Source organism: Parasphingorhabdus marina DSM 22363 (assembly GCF_900128895.1).
In the GTDB taxonomy this organism is placed as follows: domain Bacteria; phylum Pseudomonadota; class Alphaproteobacteria; order Sphingomonadales; family Sphingomonadaceae; genus Parasphingorhabdus; species Parasphingorhabdus marina.
The window spans coordinates 1,204,519-1,224,793 of the sequence record NZ_FSQW01000002.1 but is presented as its reverse complement, the minus strand read 5'-3'; the positions used below and the strand labels follow the sequence as shown (position 1 = coordinate 1,224,793).

General features: G+C 58.2%; 19 protein-coding genes. 1 reads left to right on the top strand and 18 read right to left on the bottom strand.

Annotated features, from left to right (window positions below; translation table 11 throughout):
• Positions 1-52: 52 nt before the first annotated feature.
• The 7 genes from BUQ90_RS15595 to BUQ90_RS15565 all read right to left on the bottom strand — a co-directional run bounded on the left by BUQ90_RS15595 (position 53) and on the right by BUQ90_RS15565 (position 8,543).
• On the bottom strand, positions 53-784 hold the full coding sequence (locus BUQ90_RS15595; protein WP_074206035.1) for a proteasome-type protease: 732 nt from the start codon (positions 782-784) through the stop codon (positions 53-55).
• 44 nt (positions 785-828) lie between these two features.
• Positions 829-1,629: a transglutaminase family protein gene (locus BUQ90_RS15590; RefSeq protein WP_074206034.1), complete on the bottom strand. Its 801-nt coding sequence runs from the start codon at positions 1,627-1,629 to the stop codon at positions 829-831.
• 2 nt (positions 1,630-1,631) lie between these two features.
• Positions 1,632-2,573, bottom strand: coding sequence for an alpha-E domain-containing protein (locus tag BUQ90_RS15585; protein WP_074206033.1), 942 nt, complete (start codon positions 2,571-2,573; stop codon positions 1,632-1,634).
• Between the two features lie 4 nt (positions 2,574-2,577).
• Positions 2,578-3,975: a circularly permuted type 2 ATP-grasp protein gene (locus BUQ90_RS15580; protein ID WP_074206032.1), complete on the bottom strand. Its 1,398-nt coding sequence runs from the start codon at positions 3,973-3,975 to the stop codon at positions 2,578-2,580.
• Between the two features lie 121 nt (positions 3,976-4,096).
• Complete coding sequence (locus BUQ90_RS15575) at positions 4,097-5,905, bottom strand: ABCB family ABC transporter ATP-binding protein/permease (RefSeq protein WP_074206031.1); 1,809 nt, start codon at positions 5,903-5,905, stop codon at positions 4,097-4,099.
• Positions 5,906-5,953: 48 nt separating this feature from the next.
• Positions 5,954-8,128, bottom strand: coding sequence for a TonB-dependent receptor (locus BUQ90_RS15570; protein WP_143182889.1), 2,175 nt, complete (start codon positions 8,126-8,128; stop codon positions 5,954-5,956).
• A 145-nt stretch (positions 8,129-8,273) separates the two neighbouring features.
• Positions 8,274-8,543, bottom strand: coding sequence for a hypothetical protein (locus tag BUQ90_RS15565; protein WP_074206029.1), 270 nt, complete (start codon positions 8,541-8,543; stop codon positions 8,274-8,276).
• A 99-nt stretch (positions 8,544-8,642) separates the two neighbouring features.
• Here BUQ90_RS15565 and BUQ90_RS15560 point away from each other — a divergent pair, with 99 nt between their 5' ends.
• Positions 8,643-9,467, top strand: coding sequence for an SDR family NAD(P)-dependent oxidoreductase (locus BUQ90_RS15560; protein WP_074206028.1), 825 nt, complete (start codon positions 8,643-8,645; stop codon positions 9,465-9,467).
• A 7-nt stretch (positions 9,468-9,474) separates the two neighbouring features.
• Here the strand turns inward: BUQ90_RS15560 and BUQ90_RS15555 are convergent, their stop codons facing one another.
• The 11 genes from BUQ90_RS15555 to BUQ90_RS15505 all read right to left on the bottom strand — a co-directional run bounded on the left by BUQ90_RS15555 (position 9,475) and on the right by BUQ90_RS15505 (position 19,599).
• On the bottom strand, positions 9,475-10,392 hold the full coding sequence (locus BUQ90_RS15555) for a DMT family transporter (protein ID WP_239447452.1): 918 nt from the start codon (positions 10,390-10,392) through the stop codon (positions 9,475-9,477).
• Positions 10,389-10,895 (bottom strand): hypothetical protein, encoded by a 507-nt coding sequence (locus BUQ90_RS15550; RefSeq protein ID WP_143182888.1) that lies wholly within the window; start codon positions 10,893-10,895, stop codon positions 10,389-10,391. Before BUQ90_RS15550 ends, BUQ90_RS15555 begins: the two co-directional genes overlap by 4 nt.
• Positions 10,896-10,957: 62 nt before the next feature.
• The gene (locus BUQ90_RS15545) at positions 10,958-11,392 is read right to left on the bottom strand and encodes a hypothetical protein (protein ID WP_074206026.1); all 435 of its coding nucleotides are present in this window, start codon (positions 11,390-11,392) and stop codon (positions 10,958-10,960) included.
• Position 11,393: 1 nt separating this feature from the next.
• A complete protein-coding gene (locus BUQ90_RS15540) occupies positions 11,394-12,917 on the bottom strand; it encodes a fumarate hydratase (protein WP_074206025.1) in 1,524 nt (507 codons plus the stop codon).
• Positions 12,918-13,086: 169 nt separating this feature from the next.
• Positions 13,087-14,358 carry a serine hydrolase domain-containing protein gene (locus BUQ90_RS15535; RefSeq protein ID WP_074206024.1) on the bottom strand — a complete coding sequence of 424 codons (1,272 nt, stop codon included), beginning with the start codon at positions 14,356-14,358 and terminating at the stop codon, positions 13,087-13,089.
• A gap of 25 nt (positions 14,359-14,383) precedes the next feature.
• Positions 14,384-14,887 carry an anthrone oxygenase family protein gene (locus BUQ90_RS15530; protein ID WP_084192736.1) on the bottom strand — a complete coding sequence of 168 codons (504 nt, stop codon included), beginning with the start codon at positions 14,885-14,887 and terminating at the stop codon, positions 14,384-14,386.
• A 43-nt stretch (positions 14,888-14,930) separates the two neighbouring features.
• Positions 14,931-15,332 (bottom strand): DUF4345 domain-containing protein, encoded by a 402-nt coding sequence (locus BUQ90_RS15525; protein ID WP_074206023.1) that lies wholly within the window; start codon positions 15,330-15,332, stop codon positions 14,931-14,933.
• Complete coding sequence (locus tag BUQ90_RS15520) at positions 15,329-16,171, bottom strand: NAD(P)H-binding protein (RefSeq protein WP_074206022.1); 843 nt, start codon at positions 16,169-16,171, stop codon at positions 15,329-15,331. Before BUQ90_RS15520 ends, BUQ90_RS15525 begins: the two co-directional genes overlap by 4 nt.
• A gap of 101 nt (positions 16,172-16,272) precedes the next feature.
• Complete coding sequence (locus BUQ90_RS15515) at positions 16,273-17,280, bottom strand: AraC family transcriptional regulator (protein WP_074206021.1); 1,008 nt, start codon at positions 17,278-17,280, stop codon at positions 16,273-16,275.
• A gap of 118 nt (positions 17,281-17,398) precedes the next feature.
• Positions 17,399-18,376, bottom strand: a complete 978-nt coding sequence (locus BUQ90_RS15510; protein WP_074206020.1) for a patatin-like phospholipase family protein — start codon at positions 18,374-18,376, stop codon at positions 17,399-17,401.
• Between the two features lie 119 nt (positions 18,377-18,495).
• Positions 18,496-19,599, bottom strand: coding sequence for a hypothetical protein (locus BUQ90_RS15505; protein ID WP_143182887.1), 1,104 nt, complete (start codon positions 19,597-19,599; stop codon positions 18,496-18,498).
• Between the last annotated feature and the right edge of the window lie 676 nt (positions 19,600-20,275).

Genomic DNA, 20,275 nt, shown 5'->3' with positions numbered 1-20,275 from the left:
GCCGGGTGAAATGGGAAGCGAAACAGCTAATCCGGCGATTGGCCGCTTTGGCTCAGAACCGGAAGTCCGGCAATGTTCCGAATGCAACGTCCAGCGCCTCACTCCAGCCTTGCGAAACCTCGCGAAAATAGGGATCGTCACGCTCAAACCGGCGCTGGTCGGTGATGCGAAAACTGTCGGCGGTATATGCCTGCAGGTCGATGGGCAGGTCGACTCCTGCATTGGCGCGGATCGTGGAATCGAACGAGACGCAAAGCAGCTTGGTCGCCTGTTCAAAGCTCATGTCCGGTTTCAGCGCGCGGACCAGGATCGGGCGGCCATATTTGGCTTCTCCGATCTGGAAAAACGGATTGTCATCGCTGGCCTCGATAAAGTTGCCCTCGGGGTAGACCATGAACAGACGCGGTTCCATGCCCTTGATCTGACCGCCGACGATCAGGGTCGCGCCGAAGACCGACTCCGACGCGGGTCCCGCGGCTTCGTGGGCTTCGACAATCTCGTGCAAGGTGTCTCCGATGATGGTCGCGACCTGGAACATGGTCGGTGCAGTCAGTATCGAAGGATTGCGGTCTTCCGGTGCCTTGGTGCGTTCGTCCAGCTGACTCACCACCGCCTGGGTGGTCGCCAGATTGCCCGCCGTCATCAGCGTGATCACCCGCTCGTCGGCAACTTCCCAGCTGTGCATTTTTTTGACCTGGGAAATGTCGTCGACACCCGCATTGGTCCGGGTGTCCGACATGAACACCAGGCCTTTGTCGAGCCGAAGTCCCACGCAATATGTCATGATGAAGCGACCCCCGAACGCACAAACTGTCGTGACGCGAACGTCTACTGCTGAACCTGGAGCTGGACAACCATATTTTCGGTGGTCCCGCCATAGCGCATGCCGGACACCGGTGCAGCCTCGCGATAGTCGAGCCCGGTGGCCACCCGGATATAGCGTTCATCGGGCGAATATCCGTTGGATATGTCGAATCCGATCCAGCCAACCCCGTCAAAATGCGCCTCTGCCCAGGCATGGGTGGCATCCTGCTCTTCCCGGTCATTCATCATCAGATATCCGGACACATAACGCGCTGGGTGGCCGAGCTTGCGCATGGCCGTGATGAAGATATGGGCATGATCCTGGCAAACCCCGCCACCGCCGGCGATGGCCTCCTCGGCGGTGGTCCCGGCATGGGTCTGGCCAATGGCATAGGGCACTTTTTCCAGGATCATAGCGGAGAGGGCATGGGCGCGTTCAATATCGCCCGAAAACCCGTCTCCCAGCTGGTCGAGCAGTTTCTGCGTTTCCCGGCCACCTTCTGTCAGGGTGGTCGGACGGCGAAAACTCCACAGCGGCATGAAGCCGCGATGTTGTCCGACAATTCCGTCCGTGGCGTCGACATCGACCAGGCCTTCGCAGCGGATCACCACTTCATGTCCGTCGGGCACGATGCTGATCAGATCGACCTGATTGGCGTGCTGGTCGGAAAACTGCAGCTCTTTCTTGCCGCCCTCGACCGACATGTCCCATTCCAGAATTTGCTGGCCCGGACGGGATTTCGGCGTCAGGCGCACTTGCTGGAGGCCGTATCCCACCGGAGCATCATAATTATAGGTGGTCAGATGCCGAACGCGCAGTTGCATGACTATTCCCGAAACCTGTAATCTTGCTCGATCCGGGCGGCCAGGGTGCTGTTCCGGATCAGAAAATCCTCGATAAACTCGTGCAAACCTTCCTCGAATATGGCGTTGATGTCGCCGGTTTTCAGGCGCTGGTGCAAAGAGCGGGCGAGCCGACAGGACTCGTGCTCTGCATCATATTCTTCCTGCAGAAAGCGAAGGCTCTCGTGCGATTGTTGTGCGCAATAGGCGAGTGAACGCGGCATCTGCCGCTGCAGGATAAGGAAGTCGGCGATATTGGCTGCGGTAACCTGCGGTCCGTTCATCCAGTGATAGGCGCGCTGGGCCGAAACCGAACGCAGGATGGTTTCCCATTGCACATTGTCCAGCGACGATCCGATCTGCGCGATGGACGGGAGCAACATGTAATATTTCACGTCCAGAATCCGCGCGGTGTTGTCCGCCCGCTCGAGATAGGTTCCGAGCTGCGTGAAGCAATAGCCGTCGTTGCGCATCATTGTGCCATGGGTGGCACCGCGGACGAGTGCATTCTGCTTCCGGATCGTACCCAGCGCATCGGGAAGATCCTGTTCCACAATCGGCCGGTCCAGCAGATCCTTCAGTGTCATCCACGCTTCATTCGTGGCCTCCCAGACTTCCCGGGTCAGAGCGGTCCGGACCAGGCGGGCATTGTCCCGGGCGACCTTCATGATCGATATCACGCTCGACGGATTGGCGGGATCGCGCAGCAGGAAATCGATGACCTTCCGCGACTCATAGACATTGTGCTGGGCATCATATTCGGTCACCGCACCGGTGGTCTTGAGGACAGATTTCCATTCCTCCGATGCGCTCGCTGACCGGGTCAGGGCAATGCGAAACCCGGCATCTAGCAGTCGGGCATTATTCTCGCTGCGCTCGAGATAGCGGAACATCCAGAACAGGCCACCTGCGGTTTTTCCCAGCATCAGCTCATTCCTCCAGCACCCAGGTGTCCTTGGTGCCGCCGCCCTGACTCGAATTGACGACCAGCGATCCCTCGGTCATCGCCACCCGGGTCAGTCCGCCGGGGGTGATGTCAATGCGATCGGGAGCGACCAGCACAAAGGGCCGCAGATCTACATGACGCGGCGCGAGACCCTTTTTCGTGAATACCGGGACAGTCGAAAGCGCGAGCGTGGGCTGCGCGATGTAATTGTCCGGCCGGGCCTTCAGTTTCTTGCGAAACGCCTCGATCTCCTTCTTGCTGGCCGCTGGTCCGACCAGCATTCCGTAGCCGCCGGATCCGTGAACTTCCTTGACCACCAGATCGGCCAGATTGTCGAGCACATAGGCGAGATGCCCGGAATCGGAACAGCGGTAGGTTTCGACATTCTGTAACAGCGGTTTCTCGCCCGTGTAGAATTCGACAATTTCCGGCATGTAGGAATAAAGCGCCTTGTCATCGGCTATGCCGGTGCCCGGCGCGTTGGCGATGGTGATGCCGCCGGACCGGTATACGTCCATGATACCGGGCACGCCCAGCATCGATTCCGGATTGAAATTGAGCGGATCGAGAAAATCATCATCCACCCGCCGGTAGAGCACATCGATGTTGGTGTGGCCTTCGGTGGTCCGCATCGCGATACGCCCGTCGACAACCCGCAGGTCATGGCCTTCGACCAGTTCGACGCCCATCTGGTCGGCGAGAAAACTGTGCTCGAAATAGGCGGAGTTGTGGATGCCCGGCGTCAGTACTGCGACGACGGGCCGTCCTTCGCACTGCACCGGCGCGCAGGCTCCGAGCGACCGGCGCAGACTCGTCGGATATTTGCTAACCGGCTGGACCGGAATGCGCGAGAAAAGTTCGGGGAACATCTGCAGCATGGTTTCCCGGTTTTCGAGCATATAGGAGACGCCGGACGGTGTTCGCGCATTGTCTTCGAGCACGAAAAAGTCATCCGGTCCAGTCCGGACAATATCAGTGCCGACGATATGGGTGTAGATTTCACCCGGCGGATTGACACCGACCATTTGCGGCAAAAAGGCTTCGTTATTCGCGATCAGTTCAAACGGCACGCGGCCGGCACGAAGGATTTCCTGGCGGTGGTAAATGTCATGCAGGAAGGCATTGAGGGCGCGGACGCGCTGTTCGATGCCGCGTGACAATTTGCGCCACTCGCGCGCGGAAATGATTCGCGGGACAACATCGAAAGGGATCAGCCGCTCGTCAGCTTCATCGGATCCATAAACGTTGAATGTGATGCCTGTCTTGCGGAAGAAGGCTTCGGCCTGTCGGGCTTTCCGTTCAATCCGGGCCGGGTCCTCGTCCGCGAACCACTGATCATAGTCGTGATAGGGATCCCGAACGGATTCCTTATCCCCCAGCATTTCGTCAAAAAACCTGATGGCTCACCCCTTTTGCCAGTGCTGCAACCATCCTCCCAGAGGCAGGCTAGCGAAAACAGGGCGACATGTCAGCAGTCTAATTCCGCTTTTTCATGGCCGGAGTTCAGACCTGTTCCAGCTGGCGATCCTCGGCCTGACGTTTCCACATTTCCGCATAAAGACCATTTTGTGCGAGCAGGGATGCGTGATTGCCACGCTCGGCAATTCTGCCGTCATTCAGCACGATGATCTCGTCGGCATGAGTGATTGTGGAGAGCCGGTGGGCAATGATCAGCGTGGTGCGCCGCTCCGAGATCCGCGCGAGCGTGGCCTGGATCTCGTCCTCCGTGCGACTGTCCAGCGCGGATGTCGCTTCATCGAGAATCAAGATCGGCGGATTTTTCAGAAGCGTCCGGGCGATGGCCACGCGCTGTTTCTCGCCACCAGACAGCTTCAGCCCGCGTTCTCCCACCTGGGTGTCATAGCCATCCGGAAGCTTGGCAATAAACTCGTCCAGAGCCGCCCCGCGCGCGGCTTCCTGTATCTCTGCTGGCGAAGCACCTTCGCGGCCATATCCGATATTGTAACCGATGGTGTCGTTGAACAGGACACTGTCCTGCGGCACGATTCCAATCGCACCGCGCAGGCTTTCCTGGGTCACTGCGGCAATATCCTGACCGTCAATCAGGATGCGGCCGGCTTTCGGATCGTAGAAACGAAACAACAGCCGGGCGAGGGTGGACTTGCCTGCGCCGGAGGGACCGACAATGGCCAGCGTTCCATCCGCAGGGACCTCGAAATCCAGGCCGTGCAGAATATCGCGATCCTCGTCATAGGCAAAAACCACATTTTCGAAACGGACGGTTCCGTCAGAAACCGCGAGCGACGTGGCACCGGGCCTGTCCTTGATCTCCGGATCTGTATCGATCAGCTGGAACATCGCATCCATGTCCACCAGTCCCTGGCGGATCGTCCGGTAGACCATGCCAAGCAGGTCAAGCGGCCGGAACAACTGCATCAGCAAGGCATTGACCAGTACCAGATCACCAACGGTCAGATTGCCCTGCTGCCAGCCATAAACGGTGAACATCATCGCGCCGATCATGGTGCCGTTGGTGATCAGCGACTGAGCCATGTTGAGCAGGCCCAGCGAGTTTTCCGACTTGACTGCGGCATCCGCCCAGTCCTGCATCGCGCGATTATAGCGGTCTCCCTCGCGGCGCTCTGCGGTAAAATATTTGACCGTTTCATAGTTGAGCAGCGCATCAACAGACCGGCCTATGGCGCGGGTGTCCATGTCATTCATTTCGGCCCGGAGCGCATTGCGCCAGTCGGTAATCTTGCGGGTCATGACGATATAGATCGTGACCATCACAATCGTCGCCGCGACGAGGCCGAACCCGAATTTCACCTGGAAAATGATCAGCACGGCGATCAGCTCGATGAGCGTTGGTGCTATATTGAACAGCAGAAAATACAGCATGATATCAATGCTTTTCGTTCCACGTTCGATAACCTTTGTCACCTCGCCGGTCCGCCTGTTCAGGTGGAATCGCAGCGACAGGCGATGCAGGTGACTGAAGACATTGGTGGCCAGCCGGCGGGCCGCTTCCTGACCAACTTTTTCGAAAACGATGTTGCGCAGATTGTCGAACAACACCTGACCAAAGCGGGCCAGTCCGTAGGCTGCGACCAGCGCCAGCAGGACGGTAAGGGCGACTTCCGTCCCTTCGGTCATGCCGTCGACCACGGCCTTGTAGGCGAACGGCATCGACAGCACGGCCGCCTTGGCACAGAGCACCAGCAGACCGGCGACGACAATGCGTGCCCTGAGAGCCGGTGCGTCTTTTGGCCAGAGATAGGGCAGAAACCGCTTGAGAGTGGGAATCATCGGCGGGTCGATCTGACCCTTGGTACTGTGATCAGGAGGCATGTCCCGGATGTAGGCCTGCGCCGGGAACTTGTCCAGAATGGCGGAGGATCAGAAGCTGCCGCTGACCGTTAGCCGGTAGACAAGTCCGAACGTACGCACGCGGTCTTCGACAAAACCCAGCGGCCCGTCGCGACGACCACGCACAAATCCGGTATCCGGTCCCGCATATGTGCCGGAAGGCGTGTCGAAGCGCCCGAAGGCCGTTCGGGTAAAACGTTCGCCGCGATCCAGGATATTGTTGAGCCGGGCGTTAACGGTGAGCCCAAATAGGTCTTTATGTTCGACAAATATCCAGGCGAAGGGCGCGCGGGTTTCGAAACTGGTAAACTGGTCAAGCCGGAGAAAGTCCGAAGAGCGAAAATCCTCCGCGCCAAATCCCCAGGCCCAGTTGCTGTTTGGTACATCGTGCCGGAAATCCACTTCCCAGAAAAAGATCCGGTCATCATTGATGCGCCGCGAAATCCCCGTAAGCGGGTCATCCAGCGCACTTTTCCGGACCTCCCCTTCGAAATCCAGCCGGGCCCCCTGCCAGCCAAGGGGATCGAGCAGGATCGAGGAAGTCAGCTCCACCCCATAGCGCGTGGCGCTGTCCAGATTGCCCTGCGCTTCGGTTGTTGCGGTGATGGGAATGGAGTCGACGATATCGGTGATTTTCTCGCCATAGATATTGACGGTCAGCGCGCCCCAGGGACCCAGGTTCTTGTTGGCCTCCAGTTCACCGCGCCAGGTCTGGGGCGGAACCAGCCCCGGGTTGCCGGCACTGTTGGCATTGTTGGCGAGATCAACAGACGCGACGAAATCCCCGAAATCGAGCTGGCCGACCGAGCGTTCGAGACTGAGACTGATATCCAGATCAGGTTCCGGTCGCCATGCGAGAGACAGGGACCCCTTGGGCCGGACAAAGGAGCGGGTCTGTCCGCGCGCGCCGCTTTGACTGATCTCGCTATATTCCCCGCCGAGTGTGGCCTGCAGGGTGAGGCCTTCGCCGATGGTGCGGCCAAAGGAGCCGATCAGTTCACCGCGATATTCGGTCACCTTTGTATTGGCATTGGGAACCGGCGTACCATCAAGCGCGGCTTCGCTTTCGAGGAAATTATAGGCGCCCTCCAGGTTGATGCCCCAGTCGGTCCCGCCCTCGGTCCGCCAGCTATATTCGGACCGCAAAACGGATTCACCCTCATCAATGGTCCGGTTGAACTGGCTTCCGGAGGCCGGAGTGATCCCGTCGGTAAACGTCCGGCCGAAAAAGTTCCGGAACGGGCTGTGTTCAAGTCGTTGCAGGCCGATCAGTTTCAGACGCCCGCCGGACAGGTCAAACTCGTAGTCCGCCGTCAGTTCGGCGTTCCATTCCCGTTCCCGTCCGGTGAACAGTTCGATGATATCTGCCTGACCGGCTTCGGTGCGCAGGCTGGTTACGCTTTCATCGAAATGATTCAATCCGCCAGTCAGGCTGGCATTGAATATCGCTCCGGCCGCACTGGTCCGGGCGACAGTGGCACTGAGTACCGGGCGGTCGCCCTGGAACCTTGCCACCTCGTCCCGCTGGAACAGCAGGGCACCGGTACCGTCGAGAACATCCTCCAGTCCCTGCGCGCCATTGCGGAACGAGTCGTTCTCGATCGAAAAGGTCACATCGGTTTTGCCGATCCGCTTGCTGATTGAAGCTTCGCCTTCCAGCCAGTTGTTTCCCGACCGTCGCCATCGCGGCGCCCAGCGAAAATTGCCGCTGACTCCGCCACCGGTGTCGGTACTGGTCACAAGATTCAGCACTTGCCCGGACAGACCGGAAATGCTCAGCGTCGCGCCATCAACAATTTCGAGACGGATAACATTGTCGGCAGAAATCCGGCGGAGAACGGTAAATGCATCGACAGTCTTTCCGGCGATCCGCGCGCCGTTGATCAGGACATTTTCATCCGCCTGACCAAGCCCGCGCTCGTCGTCATCTCCCGTGTCAATTGTAAAGCCAGGGACCTGCCGAACCATGTCGAGTGCCGTACGAGGATTGAATCGGTCAAAAAGCGGGGCCGGGAAAATCTGCCGGCCGTTTTCGGTTCGCGGCTGCAGGGTCGCCGGGAGGTCTCCGTCCGGTATCGCACGAGTCGACTCGATCTGATCAGCCGCAATTTGGACCGGTTGTGCGGCAGCTGGCGAGATGCCGGCGACCATCACCAACATTGCCGACGCGCCGCTAGCCAGCCGTGTCTCCCCAGACTTTTGCACCCTGTTCCCCTGTTCCTGCGCACGCCCTTGCTGCGCGCGCTGCTGGTACGGGCAAGCGGTTGCATCCGAAACCGCCTTTCGACAAACTACATCCGTAGTCGGATGAACGGACCGGGCGGTATCCGAGAAGGCAAGTCCCTCAGATTCAATGCTTGTTTGAAAGCAGCACCAGTGCACCGGCGCCGTTGGCCAGCGTGTAGATGCCATAAAAGATGACGGAACTCAGCATGCCCATATTGGCGAAGACCAGCGCGGCTGTGAGCATGAAAAACTCCAGAATATAGGATCCATAGGGTCCGAGATATTTCCAGAAACTTTTCCGGGCATCGGTGATCATCGGATGATCGCTCTCCATCATCGCCTTGTGCATCGCGAAATTGCCGATGCCGCACAGAAAGATGATGAAAATGTACATATCCTCATCATAGTCTGTTTCGGTTGCATTGTCAGGCAGCGAAGGAGATAAAAGTCCTGCGCGGCAAACGAAACCGTTGAAAACAGGAAGGGGAGGGACATGGATTTCCACGAAAAGACGGTGGTCATTACCGGAGGCGCAACAGGCATCGGTTTTGCGCTCGCGCGCCAACTCGGCAATTTGGGCGCCTGGATCATCCTCTTTGAACCGCGTGAAGATCGGCTGGCGGAAGCCACTCAAAGCCTGGCCGGGGAGGGGATTGACGCCAAATATCTGTGCGGGGATGTCACGAAGGTGGACGATGTCGAGGCGCTTGCCGACTTCGCCTGGGCAGAAAACGGTCGCTGTGACCTGCTGATCAACAATGCCGGCATTGGCGGGGCGATGAAGTCGGTGATCAAGACCGATCCGGCAGATGCCCGCCGGATTTTCGAGGTCAATTTCTGGGGCATGTGGACCGGGATTTCGGTGTTCGGCAAACGCTTCATGGCGGAGGAAAAACCCGCGGCGATTTACTCGGTCGCTTCGGAAAACTCGTTGTTCAATGCTTTTCCCTTTGGCGGCGGCGGATATGTCGCGAGCAAACATGCCATTTTCGGACTGATGGATGTTCTGCGCCGCGAAGCGCCGGAGTGGCTGACCACCGGAGTGATCATTCCCGGGTGGGTCAAATCGGAGATTTCCGAATTTAACGCGACCGCACCCGATGCCATGGACACGGATGAATTTGCGAAAATCATTGTGGGGCAAATGCAGGCAGGCGCCTATTATTGCGTGAGCCACAGCTACAACATGGTGCGCTTCAGAGAGCGCTATGACGAGCTGGAGCAGGCCTTCGCCCAATATGCGCCGCGGCATGAAGGAGACGACTGCTCTGACGTCCAGCTGGCCGTACAGCGAATGCGGGAGTCTGGGCAGATATAAAAGCTGGTCAAAGGCTCGATGCCAGGGCCAAGACAACACCGGCGCCGACCAGCATGATGCCGGTCAGTTCGCTCTGGCTGAGCGGCTCCTTCAGATAAAACCGCCCGAAACCGAGCGTATAGAGGATTTGCGTCTGTCCCAGGATGCCGACCAAAGCCACCGGGCCGTGCGCATAGGCGATGAACCAGCCCGCCGATGCAGTCGCCGCCAGCACGCCCACCTGCGCTGTCACGCGCCACCGCGTCAGCATCGCCCGGAACTGGTCCGGCTCGCGCAGCAAGACATAGACGCCCTGCATCAGTGCCTGAAAACCGAGCACGGCGGTGAGCACGATGAGGCCGGCATAAGTCCGTTCAACATCGGCAACGGCATTGGCCGACTGCTTGATGAAAATCGCAGTCAGCGCGAACAGAAATCCGGCGCTCAGTCCGGTCAGCGCCGACGGTTGCTTCAGACCGCGGAGCCACTGGATCAGGCCTTGGGCGCCGCCTTCGATCGAGACAAAAAGGATGCCCAGAAATGCCACGCCAATACCCAGCCAGGCCAGTGGCGCCAGAAATTCGCCCAGGATCAGCCAGCCGAGCAGCGCGACGATCAGCGTCTCGGTCTTCATATAGGCGGTGCCACTGACCAGATTGCGAAAGCCGAAGGACATGATGATGAGGTTTGTTGCCAGCATCTGGGCAAAGGCCGCGAGCCAGGCAAAGATCAAGAAGGACAGCGACAGGTCGGGCAGGGCGGTCCTGCCTGCGACCAGCATATAACCAGCCAGCATCATGCAGGCGATCGGCCAGCCAAAGAAAAAGCGCGACAGCGCCGCCGCATTGACCGACATCTCGGCACGGATGCGCTGCTGCACCGCCATGCGCCAGGCGAGAAACAGCGCCGCCATCAGCGCCGCGGGAATCCAGATCGGAAAGGTCAATCCGGCAATCCGGTGGGCCGCGCATCGACCTTGTCGGCGAGAAAGGCGAGGATGCGCCGCTCATCCTCCGGTCCGCGTCTGGCGCTGCGACTGAACAGCCAGCCACCCATGACCATCATGAACCCCGGGATCCCGACGAACATCGCGGCGAATAGGAAGGGGGCGTCGGCGAACAGCCAGGTGCTGATTCCGACCGCAACAAACAGCGACAGAAAAGCAAACCAGAAGACGACAAAAAAGCGCGCCTTGCCGATCCGGCCGATTTTTCCCTCGATCAGGGTGCCGCCACGTTCCGGTTTCATGGTGCCATCGAGGCTGTACGAACTGTCATCCCGCTGACCCCAATGTTCCACCTTCAGGAAGATCTTGCGCTCCGTCCCTTGTCCGAAGACTCGCCCTTTGTTCTTCTGCTTTTGCGTCCACTCGCGATCCATCTCCTTCTCCAGAATGCGCGCGAGCGGGATCGGAGCGTGGGGCGAGTAAAGGCGGATTTTTCGGGCCATTTAACGATTGATCCTGACTGTCTGCGATGGAAGAATTGCAGCCTCATGATCCAGGATCAAGATCAGGGTGCCACAATTGAGAAGCCGGGAACCGGGTTCTTTTCCACATAGCCGCTATGATACATATCCATGTCCAATTTCACCTGTCCCGGTTCTGCATCTCCGCAATCGACGGCATATCTATCAACAATGTTTCCAAAGGGGCCGATCCCCATACTTCCCTCGCGAAAATATTTCGGTGGAGTGCCGTCACTGCAGCGCAGTCGATTTAGATAAGCGCGTTGGCCTTGCGGCATTTCCGCACGTACCGGGTTTTGGGGTTGTCCAAGGGTAGAGCTGTTCTGTTTCTCGGCATAGGCCTGCGCTTCCTTGTCGCTCATGCTCTCACCACCCAGTTCTTTCATCAAGGCCTTCACATTTTCAATATCATTATTCTGCGCGCCAGCTGGGCTGGAGAGGGCAAAAGCCGCAATCACTAAAGAGATGGAATATTTCATATTATGCTCCTTCCAACAGACTTTCCTTCCTGATCTTCTCCTGCCAGACCAGCGGTGCGAGATGGTGGACGCTCTGGCCCTCGGCATCCACGGCGACAGTGACCGGCATGTCCTGGACCTCGAATTCATAGATGGCTTCCATGCCAAGGTCTTCAAATCCCACGACTTTTGATCCCTTGATCGCACGGCTGACCAGATAGGCGCTACCACCGACAGCCATCAGATAGGCGGACTTGTGCTTCTTGATCGACGCGACCGTGTCCAGCCCACGCTCCGCCTTGCCGACCATCGCCAGCAGGCCCTGTTCGAGCATCATGCTGGTGAACTTGTCCATCCGGGTGGCGGTGGTGGGGCCGGCCGGACCGACGACTTCTTCGCCGACCGGATCAACCGGTCCGACATAGTAAATCACGCGCCCGCGAAATTCGACCGGAAGCTCTTCCCCCTTGTCGAGCATGTCCTTGATCCGCTTGTGCGCGGCATCGCGGCCGGTCAGCATCTTGCCGTTGAGCAACAGGCGGTCACCATGTTTCCAGCTTTGCACTTCCGCTTCATCGAGCTGATCGAGCTGCACCCGCTTCGCTTCGGAAGAGGGAGTCCAGTTGACGTCGGGCCATTCGTCGAGTTTCGGCGCTTCAAGATAGGCGGGGCCGCTGCCGTCCAGAGTGAAATGGGCATGGCGGGTTGCGGCACAGTTGGGGATCATCGCCACCGGCTTGCCTGCGGCGTGGCAGGGAAAGTCGTTGATCTTCACATCAAGGATGGTCGAAAGCCCGCCCAGGCCCTGGGCGCCGATGCCGAGCGCGTTGACCTTGTCGAAGATTTCGATGCGGAGTTCCTCCACGTCACTGCGCGGGCCGCGTTCCTTCAGCTGGCCCATGTCGATCGGATCCATCAGCGACTGTTTGGCGAGCAGCACGGCGCGTTCGGCGGTGCCGCCAATGCCGATGCCGAGCATGCCCGGCGGGCACCAGCCGGCGCCCATTTGCGGAACCATCTCGAGCACCCAATCGACAATATTGTCGCTCGGATTCATCATCTTGAACTTTGATTTATTTTCTGATCCGCCGCCCTTGGCCGCGACATCGACAGACACCTTGTCGCCCGGCACCATCTCGACATGCAACACCGACGGCGTATTGTCCTTGGTGTTCCGCCGGGTAAAGGCAGGGTCGGTCAGGATCGAGGCGCGGAGCTTGTTTTCCGGATGGAGATAGGCACGCCGCACACCTTCATCGACAATTTCCTGCATCGATTGCGACGTATCATCCAGCCGGCAGTCCATGCCCCATTTGACAAACACATTGACGATCCCGGTGTCCTGACAGATCGGACGATGGCCCTCGGCGCACATCCGGCTGTTGGTCAGGATCTGGGCGATGGCATCCTTGGCCGCCGGAGACTTCTCCGCCTCATAAGCCTCACCCAGCGCCCGGATATAATCCATCGGGTGATAATAGGAAATAAACTGCAGCGCGTCGGCCACGCTTTCGATCAGGTCAGCGGTCTTGATGGTGACGGTCATGTCGGCTCCGGAATAGTCGTAAGGATGCGATCCGGAAGCCTTTTGGCGGATATGAAGGTAGCGGGCAAGAGGCGTGTGGCAGCTACATTCCCGCTTTAGTGCCGAACCGGGACGGAAACGTGATCCCGCTCGGAACCCCTTGGCACAGGTGGGCGACGATCCTCCCTCATCAAGACTGTCTGGGGCGACGGTACCGCCATCCGCAGACCAGTCCGATCAGCAGAATCGCCAGTGATCCGTAGATCATCCACTGGATCATGCGGTCGAGCTGCATCGACAGCATCAGGAAGTCGACATTGCCGGTTTTCCAAAAAACCCATTCTCCGGCGAGGCGGGTGGCCAGCAAGGGATTACCCGTTTGCAGGATCACAATGCCGTCGCCGGTATCGGGATCGAGGCGCACGGAACTGTTGATTGCCGGCTCGTTATTGCCATCATGGCCGATAATGAAGTCACCTTGATTATTCGCGGCATAAAGCATGGTGCCCAGACCCCAGATGTCTGCACCCAGCTGCGCACCATGCGGCTTGCGCATCTCTCGCAGAGTCTTGTCCGACAATATTCGGGTTTGGCCCGCGCTGGTCTGCGGCGATTGGGCCTGTACGAAAAGAGTCAGGTCATGGGCGGTGGTATAAAGCGAGGTTGCGGCCAGTGACGTGAAGCGTTTCAGAGGCTCGGTCCGGCCATTGGCATCATAGTTTTCCGCCAATCCCAGGGCCATCGCCGCATCATGGTCAAAACCGCTATGTTCCATTCCCAGCGGACCGAATATGCGTTGCTGCATGAAGGTACCAAAGGACTGGCCGCTGACTTCCTCGATCAAAAGTTGCAGCAAGGTGTAGCCGCCACCGGAATATTCCCATTGAGAACCCGGTTCGCTGGCGACCCGAACCACACCGTTTTTGCCGGGCGAGGCATCGCTGGCGCGGGTCAGGGAATCTTCGAGAGACTGGACATCCGCCGCCCGGTCAAAACCGGCATATCCCAGACCGTCATCGAGCCCGGCGGTATGGCTCAGCAATCGCCGCACGGTCACACCATCATTGTCAAATGCGCCTTGCGGCAGCTGCCAGCGGGTCAGATATTGTGACACCGGGGCATCGAGGTCCAATTTGCCATCTTCCACCAGGGCCATCACGCCCCAGGCACTGATCCATTTGCTCAGCGATGCGACCTGGAAAACCGTGTCGGGACCAACCGGCTCTCCGGCCGACTGATAGTGACTGCTCACCATTTTGCCCTGGCGGATATAGGTCATGGCGATGTTGCCATCAGACTCTTCATCAATAATTTGTTCGGCGGCGGCCATATAGGCATCCGCTGTCCGGGAGGTCGTAACCGGATCGCGCAACCACCCTTCGCTGGCGCCGATGAAAACCAGAACGACCCAGCCCACCATGGTGATGACCGTGCCTGCTGCAATGACCAATATGCGTTTCATGTGTGTTTCCTTTCTTCGGTGTTTGTCAGGCGGGGTGATTGACCATCAGGGTCAATGCCGCGACAAGATAGAGGCCAGCCGCCAAAAAGGAGCCGAACGTGCGGACATGATTGAGCCGGGTCCAGCGCTGTCCATAGACCTGCCAGTAGCTGTGTGCCTCCGACGACTCATGGTTCAGCGCGGCCAGCCGGTTGTTCATCGGGACATTGCCAAACAGGGTCATCAGAAACACGCAGCAGACATAGGAAATAGCCGCGGCAAGAACGATCAGACTGGCCGGGCCGTCCATTGCGAGCATGCCGTAAATGGCAAAAGCGATGGAGAACAGGGTGATCGCAAACAGGGCGCCGACAAATTCTGTGCGGAGTACGGTGATGTTGATCTGCTGCATGCTTTCAATCCCGCTCGCCGGGGCGGCGCGCAGCAACCCTGCCATGACAAATTCGGAAAAGGCCTTGAACACGCCACCCTCAAAGGCGCACCACAGACCCAGCCCGAGGCAGATATAGACGGACCATAAATAAGACATAAGAAAATCCTTTCTGTTGGAATTTGCTTTTATCGGCAGGGATTTAGCGGAGGGATATTGGACCGGATCGCAGCCAGAAAATGAGCGCGAAGCTGGCAATGATCAGCTCCAGTATCATCGCCTGAACCAGCGATGGGGACGGTGGCCCGTCAAGCATGATGCTCAGCAACCTGGCCAGTCCGTAGGATCCGTAAATGGCCATGATCAATGCCAAAGCCGGCCGCAGAAATCTCTCTCTGCCGACGCCCAATATCATGAATATTGCACTCACCATCAGGACGGCTCCCGGTGCACGTATTTCTGAGATCAGGCTGGGGTTGTCGCCCAGGATGATGCCATTGGCTGCGGAAAAGTTATGCGGCTGGAACAGCAATCCGGCGCCAATCACCATCAACAATCCGCCAGCAACACCGGCAAAGGTGCGGGGAAGAAGCTGTGCCATCATGCCGCCTCCCAACATCCGGAAGCGGCGGCGTCACGCGCATAATCGGCAAAATCCCTCGCAGGACGACCGAGTGCGCGCTCGACGCCGTCGGTGACATGCGCGTTGCGACCGTCAAGTACCGTCGCAAACAGATAGTCGAGCATCCAGACCACGTCATCGGGCGCCCCCGATTGGCGAATCCCTTCTACAAATGTGTCATGCGGAACATCGACATAGCTGATCTCGCTTCCCGTGGCTTCGGAGAGCGTTGCCGCGACATCGGCAAATGTCATCAAACGGGGGCCGGTGACTTCATAGATCTGCCCGGCATGACCGTCTTCGGTCAGTGCAGCAACGGCCACGTCGGCGATATCATCGGCATCGACAAATGGCTCGGCTGTGCTGCCGGCAGGCAAGGTTATGGTGCCACTGCGCACCATATCAATGAACGCGCCTTCGGAAAAATTCTGATTGAACCAGCTTGCCCGGACAATGGTCCAGTCCAGACCGCTTTCCCGAACGATGTTTTCACATGCCTGTGCTTCGTCTTCGCCCCGTCCGGAAAGCAGCACCAGCTGTTTCACACCGGCGGTTTTGGCCAGTCGTGCCAGCGTGCGGATGGCATCTGTCGCGCCGGGCATGGCGAGGTCCGGCGTATAGCTGATGTATATGCTGTTGACGCCATCAATAGCGGTCTCCCAGGATTTTTCGCTGTTCCAGTCAAAGGGAGGAACAGCCGAACGGGATCCGATCCGGACGGCGTGACCTTTCTGTTGCAGGCGGTCCGCTATGCGTCGACCGGTTTTCCCCGTTCCGCCAAGAACAAGGGTGATGGGATTTTCGTTGTGCTGTATTGGCATTGACGTGCTCCATGGCTGGTTTGTGCCGTCAATGAATAAGGAACTGCGGGCTTCAACTCTTGCCAGATCATGACAGTGTTTTGGCACTTCGCGCCAAAATGTCAGCTGGTCGTCATCCCCAGCCGATAGGAACGCGGCGTTTGTCCGGCCCAGCGCTTGAAGGCTCTGGTGAATCCGCTCTGCTCGGCGAAGCCGGTCAAAAAGGCGATTTCCGCAAGACTGTAATCCGTATCGCGCAACAGCTGCTGCGCCAGTTCCTGCCGGGCCAGATCCACCAGCTTCTGAAAAGATTGCTCCTGATCTGACAGTCGCCGCTGCAGCGTTCGCGCGCTCATGCCCAGTTTTGACGCTATCAGTGAGAGCGTGGGCACACCTTCGCTGAGCAATTGCGCTACCGCGAGCTGCACACGTTTCTCCAGGCTGTTTGCATCGTCCAGTGCGGCAAGCTCTTGCTCCAGATGATGGTCGAAGAAGTTCGCGATGGTTTCATCGCCCAGCCGATTTGGTGCCGTCAAACTCTCCTCGTTGACCAGCAGCGCGTCGCGGCCGGACTCAAAATGTACCGGACATCGGAAATGATTTTCGTAAACAGAGGGGTCGCCGCGTGGTGCGTGTTTGAAATAAATCGCTTCCGGAACAAATGGAGCGGTGCTGACTTCCTGACTGATGGCGACAACGGCCGAAAGGCTCGCTTCATTCGACAGCAGCATGCCAGGACTGCCATCGCCATCTTTATCCAGACTGAACAACTTGCCTTCCCCGCTCTCCTCGAGGGCATAAGTCTCGGCGTTGCCCAGCACCCGGCCATACCGTTCCGACCTGGCATAGGATCCCTGCAAATTCGGTGCGGATTTCCAGGCCAGTCCGAACGCGCCATATTCGTCGCTGCGCATGGCCGCGCCGATGCGCAGGGGCAATTGCACACCGCCCGGGTCCCGGTCGGCCAGGGCGGCGAAAAATTTATAATATTCAGCAGAGGACACCATCTGTCCCGGATCAATCGGACCATCCGGCGCCAGCCCCAGGCCTTTGACCAGATCCTGTGTCTCGACCCCGTCGCTGGCCTGCCCGACAACCTTGTACACATAGAGTGACGTAATCTGGCTCATCAGGCCATCTATAAAATATCTCGCTGGTGCACGGAAAGCGAAAATTCGAAAAAGTGCGGCTGGCCGGATTGGCAGGAAACCGTCCGGTTTTCACTACCTGCCAATATATTCGGGCCTCTCAGCTCACACCCAGAAACAGCTTCAGCGAATCCCACTGCTCGTCCACTGCCTGCCGGCCAGCATCAATCGCGGCCCGGATTTTCACCGGCTTGAATTCCAGCGTCTCAGGGGCATCAAAACCCGGATTTGGCGCGATGATGCGGATCGGGGCGAAACTGTAGCGGGACAGTTGCAGGTCCAGCGGGGCGAGGGCGTCGGCGATCTGGGCAGGGGTCAGGCCGATGTCCATCAGCCTGCGGCACTGGGCTTCCCGGGCGGCGAGCAGATCGTTGATCAGCATCGCATTGCCAACGTCATTGGTCGCCACTTCACTACCCTGGATCCCGACCGAACGCAGGCCAATCTCTATCAGATTATCATAGGTCTTGCCGGGGACCCGTTCCGGGGCTGGTGGCGAGGCGAGAATGACGAGCAGTGCCCGGGGCTTCAGATGCATGGTCGAGCGCAGCGGCGTGACATTGCGCACGCCGCCATCGACCCATTGCTCGGTCACGCCGTTTTCATCCCGGGTCTTGAGCGGTTGAAAGAATGGCGGTTGCGCACTCGAGGCGTAGACCCACTGACCGATATCCGGATTTTTCTCATCCAGTTCGACATATCTTCCGGTGGCGAGGCTGACCGTGCCGACGCGCAATTTCCGCCGCGACCGCTTCAGCCGCGCCGGGTCGGCGTAATCGATCAGCCGCTGTTTGAGTTTGCCGGCATCATAGAGGGAGTCGGCACCGAATACCGCGCCCACAGCACCAAAGGGACGTTTGCGATAGATGTCGCTATTGCCCTTGATCGACAGCCACTGGTCGAGCAGTCCCGGCATGTCATTCATTGCCCCGCCCAGCGCCTGGATGGCGCCGGTCGATACGCCGGAAAATATGTCGAACCGGACGTTGCGGTTGGTGATCAGTTCGTCGAGGACGCCAACCTGGAAGGCACCCTTGGCGCCGCCCCCGGACATAATGGCTGCTAGATTGTCGGGCATTGGTCATGTCTCCTGCCATTTGGCGGATGAATGCCCCGGTCTTCGTCTAGCACAACCGGAAAGCGGATGCAGCGCATTTCACCGCCGGATGACCGGAATCTTGTGTGACCGACAGCCGTCTAGACTATCGAGTAGCGGGACTCGCCCGGACCGCGACACATCTGCTTCGAGACGCGAGTTTCCTCACCGTCGATAATCGCGACATCGGTGATGTTCATGCACCGGCGTCCGCTCGGTTCGGTGTTCAGAGCGGTGACGGTCGAAGAACCGGAAACGCCGGACCGTGTCGGGCTCTTCCATTCTGCCGTGGCGCCGACTTCTTCTTTTTCGGTCACCTCGACGGTGGCCTCTGCCGCCTTCTTCTGTTCCTTGTCGGTCAGCTTGCAGGCAATCTCGCCCACCAGGACAGCGCCGAAACCGCTGGAAATAATGGTGCCGACCGTGCCGAGGCCGGCCGCATCGCCAACCACACCGCCAAGAACCCCGCCGAGAAAACCGCCGCGCTTTCTCGACTTCTTGCATTTCTGGTTCCTGCTCGATTTGGCCGCTGTTTTCTTCTTCTTGCGTTTTTTCTTGTCGGCATCACCGGATTGATCTTCGGCAGCTTCCGCTACCATGATTGCAGGCACCGGATATCCGCCGCAGCCGGTGTTGAAGCAAAACCGGTCCTGCAGATAGGCACGGTCATCCTGATAGCGTTTTTCCGCGGCGCGATAGCCGGCAAGATTTTCGCCATCTGGGTCGGACCGCGCATGCTCTTCCATCATCTTCTTGTAAAAGCTGTCCTGGCTCGCCTGGGAATATTGCATCTTGCCGCCGACCTGGTTGGTATAGAGCGCGGACAGCGCATTTTGATGTGCGATCATCTTTTCGCGAAACGGAGTCAGAACCTCGGCATAATATTGGTCGAGGAGCAGGGTGCAGCGATTGGTATCTTCAGCCCGGTCAAAAGGCATGGCGATTTTCTGATGGTCCTCGCGGCAATCCGGATAGCTGCTGGTGTCGAGCACCGGAGTGGCGGGCAAGGCAGGAAGGGGTGGTTCATCCTGGGCAGGCGGGACATATGCCTGATCCGCCTCGGGTGCCGTTGCAGCTTCCGCTGCGGACTCGCTGGACGGGCTCTCTTGTGAAGCGGCAGGCGCGCCGGTCGCGACGAGTGCGATCATCATGGTTAGCGCCACAAATGATCGGCAGCATTTGCCTTGCCTGTAGATCTCCGTCATGTTGCCCTCCGGGTTCGACTGCTAGCCATAATGCGTCATGGCTGCAACTCCGGCATAGCCCGATGCGGAACCATATATTGTGTTTTGCATCACTCGATCCGGACATTTGGCAAAGTCGGCGAAAATATTTGCAGCTGACATTTCGGTCCGGAAGGCTTTCGACGACACCATATCTGGTGTCACATATTGGTCATATCGACCTGTGCAAGAACTGTGGATAATTTTTTTGTAAATTTTGACCAAAGCCCTTGCGTTATTCCACACTCCTAGCAGGTCCATGCGTCGCTGCGCTGCAGCATGAATCGGCCGTCGACGAACCGATTCATTTATGCGACGAATGGAGTCGTTAAAATGTCATTTACCCTCTTGCATATAATTTCAGTTCAGCCACTATAGGTTGTGGTTCGGCCAAGGGGGCATACCAACAGATAGTATTACTCGTCTGTAACACCGACTCGGTGGACGGGTCCCTTTGTGTCAAATCGCGACGGATTTGCTGGCAAACCAGCCGAAGAAAATATCGGGTTTGAAGGGTGAAAATAAATGCCCATCGGGACTGGAAAAATGTTAGTGTCAATGCTTCGACTCCGAGTCGAACAAGACAAGAACATTATGCCCCGCATCAAGCTCGAAATCTGGTCAGTTGGCTGACCGGATAATTGTTGACCTTGTTGCG

Coding starts and splice junctions, on each gene's coding strand:
- BUQ90_RS15595 (WP_074206035.1), bottom strand. CDS start 784: ATGACATATTGCGTGGGACTTCGGCTCGACAAAGGCCTGGTGTTCATG.
- BUQ90_RS15590 (WP_074206034.1), bottom strand. CDS start 1,629: ATGCAACTGCGCGTTCGGCATCTGACCACCTATAATTATGATGCTCCG.
- BUQ90_RS15585 (WP_074206033.1), bottom strand. CDS start 2,573: ATGCTGGGAAAAACCGCAGGTGGCCTGTTCTGGATGTTCCGCTATCTC.
- BUQ90_RS15580 (WP_074206032.1), bottom strand. CDS start 3,975: ATGCTGGGGGATAAGGAATCCGTTCGGGATCCCTATCACGACTATGAT.
- BUQ90_RS15575 (WP_074206031.1), bottom strand. CDS start 5,905: ATGCCTCCTGATCACAGTACCAAGGGTCAGATCGACCCGCCGATGATT.
- BUQ90_RS15565 (WP_074206029.1), bottom strand. CDS start 8,543: ATGTACATTTTCATCATCTTTCTGTGCGGCATCGGCAATTTCGCGATG.
- BUQ90_RS15560 (WP_074206028.1), top strand. CDS start 8,643: ATGGATTTCCACGAAAAGACGGTGGTCATTACCGGAGGCGCAACAGGC.
- BUQ90_RS15550 (WP_143182888.1), bottom strand. CDS start 10,895: ATGGCCCGAAAAATCCGCCTTTACTCGCCCCACGCTCCGATCCCGCTC.
- BUQ90_RS15545 (WP_074206026.1), bottom strand. CDS start 11,392: ATGAAATATTCCATCTCTTTAGTGATTGCGGCTTTTGCCCTCTCCAGC.
- BUQ90_RS15540 (WP_074206025.1), bottom strand. CDS start 12,917: ATGACCGTCACCATCAAGACCGCTGACCTGATCGAAAGCGTGGCCGAC.
- BUQ90_RS15535 (WP_074206024.1), bottom strand. CDS start 14,358: ATGAAACGCATATTGGTCATTGCAGCAGGCACGGTCATCACCATGGTG.
- BUQ90_RS15530 (WP_084192736.1), bottom strand. CDS start 14,887: ATGTCTTATTTATGGTCCGTCTATATCTGCCTCGGGCTGGGTCTGTGG.
- BUQ90_RS15525 (WP_074206023.1), bottom strand. CDS start 15,332: ATGATGGCACAGCTTCTTCCCCGCACCTTTGCCGGTGTTGCTGGCGGA.
- BUQ90_RS15520 (WP_074206022.1), bottom strand. CDS start 16,171: ATGCCAATACAGCACAACGAAAATCCCATCACCCTTGTTCTTGGCGGA.
- BUQ90_RS15515 (WP_074206021.1), bottom strand. CDS start 17,280: ATGAGCCAGATTACGTCACTCTATGTGTACAAGGTTGTCGGGCAGGCC.
- BUQ90_RS15510 (WP_074206020.1), bottom strand. CDS start 18,376: ATGCCCGACAATCTAGCAGCCATTATGTCCGGGGGCGGCGCCAAGGGT.
- BUQ90_RS15505 (WP_143182887.1), bottom strand. CDS start 19,599: ATGACGGAGATCTACAGGCAAGGCAAATGCTGCCGATCATTTGTGGCG.